The sequence below is a fragment of the Rhodococcus sp. NCIMB 12038 genome, assembly GCF_002165735.1.
Lineage (GTDB): Bacteria > Actinomycetota > Actinomycetes > Mycobacteriales > Mycobacteriaceae > Rhodococcus_F.
Genome location: NZ_NHML01000046.1, coordinates 36,857 through 47,333, shown reverse-complemented (window position 1 = coordinate 47,333; position 10,477 = coordinate 36,857). Strand labels below are relative to the sequence as shown.

Sequence of the window (10,477 nt, the reverse complement as noted above, 5' to 3'; positions counted from 1 at the left end):
CTCCTGTTCGCCGGGAGTTTCGTGCCCCGCAGCATGTTCGAGGAGGCCCGGCAGGTCGCCATTCCGCTGCAGGTCCTACTGCAATGGGACGACGAAGGGAACGACCGGCAACAGGCTCTGGACCTGTTCGACGCCTTCGGCTCGAAGGTGAAGACGCTGCACGCCAATATGGGCGGGCATACCGGCGTCCCCCAGTTCGAGGGTGACGACGGGAACCGGTTCCTCGCCCGGCACCTCAAGCGGGACAGACCCGAGATGCCGGCAGCACACGATCGGAGCTGCCGGTCAGGATGTGCAGCTGAGATACGCGGTGGCGTGCGCAGTATGCGTCATTGGCGGGATGGTCGCTTCTGGACCCTTCACAATGAGGAGTTGATCCGGATGGATTCACCCGGTCCAGCACCGCGAAGGAGCAAGACCATGGCAGATCCCCGACCCCTGGACATCACCTTCACCGCCCGGCTTGGCAAGGTCCGTCCCGGGGACACTTGGACATGCGTGCAGCTACCCGACTCAGCACGGATCTTCGGTACCCGTGGTCTGGTCAAAGTCGCTGGGACCATCGACGCGCACCCGTTCACCGGAGCGTTCATGGCACTGGGAGATGGCACCCACAAGCTGCCCGTAGCTGCTGCCATCCGCAAGGCGATCGGCAAGAACGACGGTGACAACGTCGAGGTTCACCTCACCGAGCGACTGAACTGAACTCACCAAAGGCTAGACGTCCGGTACGGGATCCGCTTTCGGGAGGACTCCTGCCCACCGTGTCCAGTGCGGCGTGCGGATGCCAGGGCTTCGCTGTGGTGGTGGGTACACATATCGGGCGATGGTCGCTGACGTCCACCCCGCCAACCATCCGGCAAAGAACAGCAGAACCGGGGAGCGGGCTTCTGGTCGCGTGGTGCCGATGATCGACCACACGATGACCCAGGCGACGCCGCATCCGATGCTGTAAGTCGTGTAGGTGTGAGGCTTCATGCTCTCATTGTCCTTCAGCCGGGGATCTCCATTCGATAGCCGGATGAGGATGGTGATGCGATGACGACAGCCCGCTATCGGTGTCTCTGCGTGAGCGACGCTCGGCCCATCGCGACGCAATTTCAGTCGGCGTCGTGCAGCCGACAACAGTGGTGCCGGAGCCGGTTCCGTTACCAGATTGTGGGAATCGCGGCTGCCAACACGTCCTCGGTCTCGTTGTGGGGGCGCGCGATCACGTGCGATGTCGCCAACTCTCCTGTATTTCGTGCCGCCGCCATCCCTGCGTCGACCGCGGCCTGGACCGCGCCGACATCGCCGCGGACCAGCACGGTTACCTGTCCGTTGCGCAGAGTCCTGTATCCGACAAGAGCGACGTTGGCCGCTTTGACCATGGCGTCAGCAGCCTCGATGGCTCCGACCAAACCCACCGTTTCGATCAATCCAACTGCACCGGAACTCATTGTCCAACCTCCATATTCATCAGATGGCCTGTGCCACGTGCCTTGGCGACCGGGACTCCACATGACAGTTTGTGACGCTATTTCGCTCGTGTCACGAGCGGACCTGACAGATCCAGTCGATGGACGAGTCTCCGTTCAGGTGGAGCAGCGACAGCGTGGGGTGTCCCATCCGCACCCTTTCGATGTCGGAGCCTTCGACGATGTCGATCGTGGGTTCGAGTAACTCCGCCACCGGCAGCGCATCGGCATGCCGATCGAACTCGGCGATGAACGGCAGCAGGGTCGGCGCGGTGCCGGCGAGGGTCCACGACGCGGCGACCAGGGGTCGAACCTCCGCACTGGGTAGGTTGGGCACGTTGAGGTTGAATACCGATCCGGCGTCCGCGGTCATGATATTCGGCAGGATGTCGCCGACCACCGCGGCGGCGGTGCTCCAGTGCCGGGCAAGGCTGCGCTCCATCGATTGGTCGATTTCGAAGTCCAGGTGCAGCGATGCTGCCAATGCGGTCACGCCGTGCGCCCCGGCGACCATGGCCGCACCGGCAGTGCCCGAATGCAACACCGCTGCACCAAGGTTCGAACCCTCGTTGATGCCGGAGAGAATAAGGTCGGGGACCGGGCCGAAGCGGCCGAGGACTGCGGCGAGTGCGATCATGCCCGGATGCGCGGCCACGGAGTAGGCCTCGACTCCCGGTAGCCCGGGTAGCCGACGGTGGCTCACTTCGAGTCGGTCTTCGACAAGAAACATCGTCAGGCCACCGGCGCTGCCGCTGGCTTGCCGGTGAGGTGCGGCGACCGTGACGTCGTACCCTTGCTCGCACGCAGTGTGAGCAAGGGCCGCCAGCCCTGGCGCGTCGATCCCGTCGTCGTTGGTGACCAGGACGTGGGGCGTCATGGCATCGCCAATCGCACTGCGAGCAGCAACTCGTTGTCCGCCGCGGATGGGGTGCCGTTCGCAATTGGCTCCCCTCGGGGTGGCGGGGCCGAGGTGGCGGGCTGGGTGTTCGGCGTCGGTGACACTCGGTGGGGGGTGATCCGCTCCTGTAGTGCCTTCGCTCCGGACACTCTGCGCTGCACCCGGGCCGGGATAGCCGAGGGTCGCGGTAACGCTGCGACTGGTGACGGCGGGCACGCACATGCCGCCGTCGCGGTGGCACTTGCAAATAGGTGCGCGAGAATCTCTTGCGGCCAGATCGCGACGAACTCCGCGCCGGCGGCGAGCAGTTGCTCTTCGGTGTGCATGCCCCAGGCGACCCCGACCGCGCGGATCCCGGCTCTCATTGCCGCTTCGACATCCCCGACTGTGTCGGTGATGATGGCGGTCGCCCCGGCCGGGACAGCACCTCCGATTGCTGATTCGTCGTAGAACGCTTGGCAGCGCCGACCGGAACCTTGCGCGGCGTCGTCGAGGAACCGCTGGATTCCCTTGGCCTTGTCGGGTTCGACATCGCCGCCGAACACGTGCCCGAAGCAGTATTCGAGCGTGTTCGTGCGCAGAACTCTGCGGATGACTTCAGTGGAGTTCGACGACAGAACGGCCAGGGTCGCGTGCGGCACCAGCGCTTTCACCACGTCCACCATGCCGGGAATCATGAGTGGGGCGTAGTCGGCTCCGAGGCTGCGCATGAAGTCGTCCTCGACAAGGCGCACATGCTCGGCGTCGCGGCAGAGACCGCGCAGGGAGACGAAGAAGTTGTTGGCGAACATCTCGTAGAACTGTTCAGCTGTTGTGATCCCGAGATGATGAGTGGCACTGATCTTCTCGAAGACCCGCCAGGATGCTTCGCGGGTCTGCACGAGTGTGCCGTCGAGGTCGAAGATCACCGCCTGCGGCGGCTCAGGTCGGCACATGGTCAGCTGCCGGCCGTGTCGGAGGCGCTGTAGATCTTGCACAACTGCTGGGGGCCGATGAAGTCCTGGATCTCGCCCCATCCACGTTCGGTGCCCGAACGCCATTCGGCGAGGACGTTGTATCCGACCGTGCCAGGCCCGGCCTGCCAGGGGAAACTCGTCCGGCCGAGGCCCTGGAGCTCATACTCCCGGCCTTCGCTGTCGGTAAGCTCGAGCTCGACCGACTTGGCGAAGAACCCTTCCCGGATGGTGCGGCCCCGGCCCGCGGCCAACCCGAACAGTTCCCCCTTGTCGACGACGTAGCCGTGCTCGAGGGTGAGTTCGGTGGTGGCGTCTGGGCCGCCTCTGGGGTCGAAGTCGAAGATTCCGTGGATCGCGAAGTCCTTGGAGAAGTGGGCGTGCAGCCAGCTCATGGTGTGGCCCTGGTGCTCCGAGCGCAGACCCCAGCTGTGGTCCATCGTCGAGATGCAGTCGACGGCATACTTCTTGCCGCGCAGGTTGACCTCGCCCTCGAAATGACCGGACTGGTCGAAGTGGCCAGCGTAGGCCTCACCCCACGCGAACACGCCGTCGTCGGCCTGCTTGGCCACGATCGGGTCCTGCTGGGGGTCGTGGATGTCGAAGGCATCGGCGATGGCGGTGTACCGGAAGGCCAGCGAGACGTCGTCGCCGTTGTCGAATTCCACATCCCACACCCGGTTGGGTTCGCGGCAGACGACATGTAGGCCATTGTTCAAGCGGTAATCGCGCAGATTCCGCGGTTCCGGGATGGGCAGGTGGTGCTGGGCGTCCCAGTACTCGGCCTGCCAGGGCGCCTGCACGAACTTCGAGTTCATGGCGATCGTGGAAATCGCGACGCCCACGTTCGGGCGGAAGAGCGCATAGACGCCGACGTTGAGGGTGGCTTCCGGGATGTAGAAGCCGAAGAAGTTCGTCTCGGTCCAGGTTGGATCGTCGCTGGTAGGGGTGTGGAAATCAGCGTCGATGTCTTCGATCATGTGGCTCTCCTAGGCTCTGGCGGTTGCCGCCCGGTGTGATTACCCGGCGCGGTCCTCGTCACCGCACACCTTGCCGAATTCGAGATACCCCCGCCACATCCATCGGGGACAACTGACCGGCCCAGAGCTGTCCCCGGGAGATAACGACCAGCGGGGTGTGCCGCCGTAGCGTCCTCCTCGATGCACTCCCGGGTCACTTGGGGTGAGCGGGAGTGCATCGATCCCGTTCGTTTTCGGTGACCTTAAGAGAAGGCGGTCCTCCCGGTGAGACTTGCACGTGTTGTCGGCCAGGTGGTGTCCACCGCCAAGGTTTCCGAACTGTCCGGAAGGACGATCCTGGTCGTCGAGGATATCGACACCGCCCCCGACGGTACGGACCGGCGGTCGTATGCCGCCGTCGACCTCGTCGGTGCCGGACAGGAAGAAATCGTTCTCGTCGTGTCCGGGGGCGCGGCACGAGTGGACCCGGCCACCACCGGTGTCCCGGTCGACCAGGCGATCGTCGCGATCGCGGACACGATCGTCACTCACGGTGAGGTGACCTACTCGAAATGACCACACGAACCGACGCAGTGCGCAAGTCACTCGTTGATCTACCCAGCAATAACGAAAATGGAGGAAAGACCATGGCAACCACTCAGACCACCCTGCCCGCCCGTGGCGCCGGAGCACTCGGCCTGATCGAGACCAAGGGTCTCGTCGGGGCAATCGAAGCCGCCGACGCAATGGTCAAGGCGGCGAACGTACAACTCCTCGGCCATCGGGAGATCGGTGGCGGCCTGGTCACCGTGATGGTCCGCGGCGATGTCGGCGCGGTCAAGGCCGCAACCGACGCCGGCGCCGTCGCCGCCGGCAAAGCCGGAGAGGTCGTCTCCGTGCACGTCATCCCCCGCCCCCACGACGAGACCGAGGGTGTCCTGTCGAACCTGGCCCGCCCCAAGGGCGCCTGAAAGTCGACCGCGATCGGGGCGCAGCACAGAGTCGTCTGCGCCCCGGACCGAGCCATGGAAGGTGAAAGACCGTGACAGCAACGCTCGATGCGGACCTGGCGGCGCTGGTGGACGTCCGCGCACAGGTGTCCGCCACGAAGAAGGCCTTCGACGCGATCGAAGGGGCCGACCAGCAGTGGCTCGACAACATCGTTCGGGCCATGGCGAAGGCCGGGTACGCCGCCTCCGAGGAACTCGCCCGGATGGCGGTCGACGAGACCGGATACGGCGTATACGAAAACAAGATCATCAAGAACCGCTTCAACACCGGCTTCGTGGCCGACTGGATGCTCGAGCGGCGTGCCGTCGGTGTGCTCTGGGCCGACGAGGAGAACAAGGTCACCGCCGTGGGCTCCCCGATGGGCGTGATCGCAGCGATCATCCCGGTCACCAACCCCACGGCCACCGTGTTGTTCAAGTCGCTGGCGGCGGTCAAGGCCGGCAACGCCGTGGTCCACGCACCACACCCACGGGCGGCGCGCTGCTCGGCCCGGGCGGCGGAAATCATGGCGGAGGCAGCGGTGCGGGCCGGCGCCCCGGAGAACCTGGTGTCCTGCCTGCAACAACCCACCCTGGAGGCGACCCGGGAACTGATGCGCCACAACAGTATCCGCCTGGTCCTCGCCACCGGTGGTCCCGCGATGGTCGCCGCCGCGTACTCGAGCGGCAAGCCGACCATTGCGGTCGGCGCGGGCAATGTCCCCGCCTACGTCGACTCGACGGTCACCGATCTCACCGAGACGGCGACGATGATCGTGACCTCCAAGTCGTTCGACAACGGCACCGCCTGCGTCGCCGAGCAATCCGTGGTGGTCGCCGAACCTGTCGCCGACCAATTCGTCGCGGAACTGTCCCGTGCCGGCGCCGCCTGGCTGACCCCGCAGCAGCAGGCCGCATTGACCAGGACCCTGTTCGACGAGCGCGGCGGACTCCGCGCGAACGCGGTGGGCCAGTCCGCGATCCGATTGGCAGAGCTGTCCGGGTTCACCGTCCCGGCGACGACGAAGGTGCTGGCGGCCGAGATGACCGAGGTCGGCGACCACGCACTGCTCTCGCGCGAGATTCTCGGACCGGTCCTGACCATTTATCGGGAGGCGGACTACCAGGCGGGCTGGCGGCGGTGCCGGGAGATCCTGGCACTGGGCGGCGAAGGCCATACCGTGGCCGTGCACAGCGCCGACCCGACGGTGGTGGCCAAGTTCGGCGAACTTCCGGCCGGCCGCATCGTCGTCAACACACCTGCCCTCTTCGGTGGGATGGGGTACTCGACGAACGTCGACCCGTCCTTCCAGATCGGCACCGGGACGTGGAGCGGGTCGATCTGCTCGGACAACGTCACCCCGCTGCACCTGGTGAATATCAAGCGCATCGCGCACGAGGCACGGCCCTGGCGTGGAGTGTTCGACTGATGTCCTTCGAGACGGTAGCGCAGACACTCGAACAGGCGCATCAGCGCATCCGTTCCGCCCGAACGGATCACGACGGTGATCTGCGCACCGGCATCGACCTCGGCACCGCCACCTGCGTGATCACCGTGGTCGATTCCACCGGGGATCCGGTGTGGATCGATTTCGACCGCACCGCCGCCATCCGCGACGGGGTCGTCGTGGACTTCGCGGCCGCGGCCGCGGCAGTCCGGAAGCTGAAAGCGACCGCCGAGGACGAACTCGGCGTCGAGCTGATCAACGCGGCCACCGCCTATCCCCCGTGCATCGGGGAGGCCGACAGTCGGGCCTGCCGCTTCGTCCTCGAGAGCGCGGGCTTCGACGAGGTCGTCCTGATCGACGAGGTCAGCGCCGCCAACAAGACCCTCGACGTGGCCGACGGGGTGGTCATCGACGTCGGTGGCGGGTCGACCGGCGTGGGAGTCTTCGAAGCGGGGCAGCTGACCGCCCTCGACGATCGCCCCGGCGGCGGACACCACCTGGATCTGATCCTTGCCGGCGCTCTCGGCGTCACCATCGCCGAGGCGGAGGAATGCAAACGGGCTGGTAGCGGTGACCACCTCGCGATCCTGCGACCGGGAATCGAGCGCATCGGTTCCTCGATCCGGGATCTGACCCGAGGCGCCGAACACCTCGAACTCCATCTCGCCGGCGGCGCCCTGATGCTTCCGGGCGCCGATACGACCATCAGTAAATACCTGGGCCGGCGTGTGCGGGGTTATCCGCACGCGCTGCTCATCACTCCATTGGGAATCGCGAGGTACGCGTCATGACAGGCACAGCAACACTCCGGACGTACGCATTCATCGATCGAATGCAGCCGCAGTGTGCGGCGCACATCGCCGCCACCAGCCCCGGCGACCCGCCGTTGGCCGGGATGGCGGAACTGTTCGTCGAGATGGCCCCGGGCAACGAGGTGTTCCGCGCGGCGGACATCGCGCTGAAATCTTCCGGGGTACGTCCCGCCCTGCAGATCATCGAACGCGAATTCGGTTTACTGGAAATCCATTCCGAGCACCAGGCGGAAGTCCTCGCGGCCGGGGAGGCTCTGCTCGATGCGCTCGGGATGAAGGAAACCGACCGCATCAAGCCGGTGGTCGCGTCGACCCAATTCATCACCAACGTGCACGGGTATCAGGCGCAGCTACTGAACAAGTGGCGCAAGGGCACCCTACTGATGCCCGGCTCGAGCCTGTTCGTAATGGAAGTCGCCCCGGCGGCGTATGTGTCGTTGGCCGCGAACGAAGCGGAGAAGGCCGCGGACATCGACGTCATCGAGATCCGCGCCGTGGGCCGGTTCGGTCGACTGTTCCTGGCCGGCAGTGAAAGCGAGGTCGCCACCGCCCGCGATGCCGCGGTCGCCGCGCTCGAATCACTCGAAGGGACCGAGGAGGCCCGGCGATGACGGTCTTCGGTGTCGACGCGGTCCCATCGGCCGGGGCCGGTGAGCTGGTTGTCGGCGCGAAAGACATCGTCACCCCGCTCGCACGGGAACTGGCCCGCGAACGCGGCATCACGATCGTCGTTGCCAGCGCCGGACCGCCCAGCATCCCCGCCACCGCGAACCAGTCGCCGCCCCCGGCACCCGCTGCGGTGGCCCCGATGTTTGCCCGCCCGTCCTCGAACGGGTCACACACAGCGCCGCCCCCGCTCGAGCCGCCGGCCCCGGCGCTGTACCGGCGCGGGGCGCCGCTGCATCCCGCCGTCGCTCCCGCCGCCCTGCACCAGCCCCGCATACCGCGACCCGAGCTGACGAGTGCTGCGAAATCCGTCGGCCGGGTGGTCGTAGTCGGCGCCGGGCACGTCGGAATGATCACCGCGATGAAGCTCGCCGAGGCGAACATCATCGCGGAAGTCGTCCTCGTCGACATCGCCGAAGGACTGGCGGCGGGAATCGCGTTGGACCTGACCCATTCGACCGCGCTGCTCGGCTTCGGCACCACCATCCGCGGCGTCACCAGTCTCGCAGAGGCCGGGCCCGCCGACTACGTGGTCATCACCGCCGGGCGGGCCCGCCAGCCCGGGATGAGCCGGACCGATCTCGTGGAGGTGAACGCCGGCATCGTCGGCGCACTCGCCCGCGAGGCCGCCGCAATCTCCCCCCAGACGGTGTTGCTGGTGGTGACCAATCCGCTCGACGAGATGACCCACCACGCGTGGCAGGCCTCGGGGCTGCCCGCCGAGCGGGTGATCGGCATGGCCGGGGTGCTCGACAGCTCGCGCTTCCAGGCCTTGGCCGGGTTGGCCGCGGACTCCCCCGCGTCCACGGTGAACGCGCTCGCCTTGGGCAGCCACGGCGACGAGATGGTCATCCCGCTGTCGCAGGCGCGAGTAGCGGGCACTGCGATCACCCAGGCGCTGCCGAACGCACAGGTCACTGCGCTTGTCGACCGGGCCCGCAACTCCGGCGCCGAGATCGTCGGGCTCCTCAAGTCCGGTAGCGCATTCTTCGCCCCAGGTGCCTCCGCCGCCCGCATGGTGTTGGCAATGGCCACCGATTCCGACCAGATCCTCCCGGCCACCGTGCGTGCCCGAGGCCAGTACGGCATCACGGATGGGTATGTCGGACTTCCGGCCCGGTTGGGTCGCAACGGGTTACGCGAGATCGTGGAGATGCCACTGACCCCCGATGAGCTGACCGCGGTGCGCACCGCAGCTACCCGGATCTCCGAGCGGGTGGCCGACCTCGAGCGAGTGACGGCCGCGTCATGAGGGCGGTGGTGTTCGCCGGGGTCGGTGCCGTCGAGGTCTCGAGCGTCCCTGATCCGGCTCTGATCGACCCGACCGACGCACTGGTCAAGGTGCATCGGGCAGCGATCTGCGGAACCGATCTGCACACGATCACCCACCCCGACGGTCTGTCCCGCGGAGCGGTGCTCGGCCACGAGTTCACCGGCACCGTGGTGGCGGTCGGTTCGGCGGTGCGGACCTTCGCCACCGGTGATCGGGTCAGCGGCGCCGACTTCACCGCGTGCGGGCACTGCTGGTGGTGCCGCAGCGGGAATCACTGGGAATGCGGTCAGCGCCAGTTCTTCGGCACCGGTGAGGCGTTCGGTCCCGCGCTGGCCGGAGCCCAGGCGGAGATCGTCCGAGTACCACATGCCGATGTGGTCCTGCACGCCATCGCCGACGGAGTCTCGGACGAGGCCACCCTGTTCTTCGGGGACGTCCTGGCGACCGGGTACGCGGCGGTGCAACGCTGCGACATCCGGCCCGGCGATACCGTCGCGATCATCGGTGGCGGGCCTGTCGGGCAGCTGACCAGCCTCGCCGCGCAGGCCTGCTCGGCCGGCCCGGTCGTGCTGATCGAACCGGTCGCGGAGCGGCGGGCCACCGCCCACGCACACGGGGCGCTCGCCGCGACCCCGGAGGAGGCGCGACCGCTCGTCGACGCGCTCACCGACGGTCGCGGCGCGGACGCCGTCATCGAGGCGGTCGGTGGCCCACGCGGACTCGACGCCGCGTTCGGGCTGGTTCGCCGCCGTGGCACCGTCGTCTCGGTCGGGGTGCATCAACAACCGACCTGGCCGCTGCCCGTCGCGCAGGCGTTCGCCGGCGAATTGACACTCCGCTTCGCGATCGGCAATGCAATCCGCGACCGGGACCGGTTGTCCGGATTGGTGGCCTCCGGGGCGATCGACCCGACCATCATCATCGACCACCGAGTCGACCTCCACGACGCACCGTCCGCATACGAGGCGATGACCTCGCGCCGTACGCTGAAGGCAGTCATCGAAGTGTCCTAGACACACGAA

The 10,477-nt window shown here is 66.8% G+C and carries 13 protein-coding genes and 1 pseudogene; 9 read left to right on the top strand and 5 right to left on the bottom strand.

Features of this window, described 5'->3' with window-relative positions; genetic code table 11:
• Positions 1–240 (top strand): annotated as a pseudogene (locus tag CA951_RS39280) (alpha/beta hydrolase); the annotation flags it as partial.
• A gap of 180 nt (positions 241–420) precedes the next feature.
• The gene (locus CA951_RS39275) at positions 421–705 is read left to right on the top strand and encodes a DUF1905 domain-containing protein (protein ID WP_087562003.1); all 285 of its coding nucleotides are present in this window, start codon (positions 421–423) and stop codon (positions 703–705) included.
• Positions 706–717: 12 nt separating this feature from the next.
• Here CA951_RS39275 and CA951_RS39270 read toward each other — a convergent pair whose 3' ends face one another.
• The 5 genes from CA951_RS39270 to CA951_RS39250 form a co-directional block, all read right to left on the bottom strand.
• Positions 718–978, bottom strand: a complete 261-nt coding sequence (locus CA951_RS39270) for a hypothetical protein (RefSeq protein ID WP_179220493.1) — start codon at positions 976–978, stop codon at positions 718–720.
• Positions 979–1,148: 170 nt separating this feature from the next.
• Positions 1,149–1,439: a BMC domain-containing protein gene (locus CA951_RS39265; RefSeq protein ID WP_087562000.1), complete on the bottom strand. Its 291-nt coding sequence runs from the start codon at positions 1,437–1,439 to the stop codon at positions 1,149–1,151.
• 91 nt (positions 1,440–1,530) lie between these two features.
• Complete coding sequence (gene surE / locus CA951_RS39260) at positions 1,531–2,334, bottom strand: 5'/3'-nucleotidase SurE (protein ID WP_179220492.1); 804 nt, start codon at positions 2,332–2,334, stop codon at positions 1,531–1,533.
• Positions 2,331–3,290, bottom strand: a complete 960-nt coding sequence (locus tag CA951_RS39255) for an HAD family hydrolase (RefSeq protein WP_160099693.1) — start codon at positions 3,288–3,290, stop codon at positions 2,331–2,333. The genes surE and CA951_RS39255 overlap by 4 nt, the downstream gene beginning before the upstream one ends.
• A gap of 2 nt (positions 3,291–3,292) precedes the next feature.
• Entirely contained in the window at positions 3,293–4,288 is a 996-nt protein-coding gene (locus CA951_RS39250) for a hypothetical protein (protein ID WP_087561997.1), read from the bottom strand.
• A 264-nt stretch (positions 4,289–4,552) separates the two neighbouring features.
• Here CA951_RS39250 and CA951_RS39245 point away from each other — a divergent pair, with 264 nt between their 5' ends.
• The 7 genes from CA951_RS39245 to CA951_RS39215 all read left to right on the top strand — a co-directional run bounded on the left by CA951_RS39245 (position 4,553) and on the right by CA951_RS39215 (position 10,468).
• Positions 4,553–4,843 carry a EutN/CcmL family microcompartment protein gene (locus CA951_RS39245; RefSeq protein WP_087561996.1) on the top strand — a complete coding sequence of 97 codons (291 nt, stop codon included), beginning with the start codon at positions 4,553–4,555 and terminating at the stop codon, positions 4,841–4,843.
• 71 nt (positions 4,844–4,914) lie between these two features.
• Entirely contained in the window at positions 4,915–5,238 is a 324-nt protein-coding gene (locus tag CA951_RS39240; RefSeq protein ID WP_087561995.1) for a BMC domain-containing protein, read from the top strand.
• 71 nt (positions 5,239–5,309) lie between these two features.
• Positions 5,310–6,686 (top strand): aldehyde dehydrogenase family protein, encoded by a 1,377-nt coding sequence (locus tag CA951_RS39235; protein WP_087561994.1) that lies wholly within the window; start codon positions 5,310–5,312, stop codon positions 6,684–6,686.
• On the top strand, positions 6,686–7,495 hold the full coding sequence (eutJ, locus tag CA951_RS39230) for an ethanolamine utilization protein EutJ (protein ID WP_087561993.1): 810 nt from the start codon (positions 6,686–6,688) through the stop codon (positions 7,493–7,495). The genes CA951_RS39235 and eutJ overlap by 1 nt, the downstream gene beginning before the upstream one ends.
• Complete coding sequence (locus CA951_RS39225; protein WP_073366703.1) at positions 7,492–8,127, top strand: hypothetical protein; 636 nt, start codon at positions 7,492–7,494, stop codon at positions 8,125–8,127. Before eutJ ends, CA951_RS39225 begins: the two co-directional genes overlap by 4 nt.
• The gene (locus CA951_RS39220; RefSeq protein WP_087561992.1) at positions 8,124–9,434 is read left to right on the top strand and encodes a malate dehydrogenase; all 1,311 of its coding nucleotides are present in this window, start codon (positions 8,124–8,126) and stop codon (positions 9,432–9,434) included. Before CA951_RS39225 ends, CA951_RS39220 begins: the two co-directional genes overlap by 4 nt.
• Entirely contained in the window at positions 9,431–10,468 is a 1,038-nt protein-coding gene (locus CA951_RS39215; protein WP_087561991.1) for an alcohol dehydrogenase catalytic domain-containing protein, read from the top strand. The genes CA951_RS39220 and CA951_RS39215 overlap by 4 nt, the downstream gene beginning before the upstream one ends.
• The last annotated feature ends 9 nt before the right edge of the window (positions 10,469–10,477 follow it).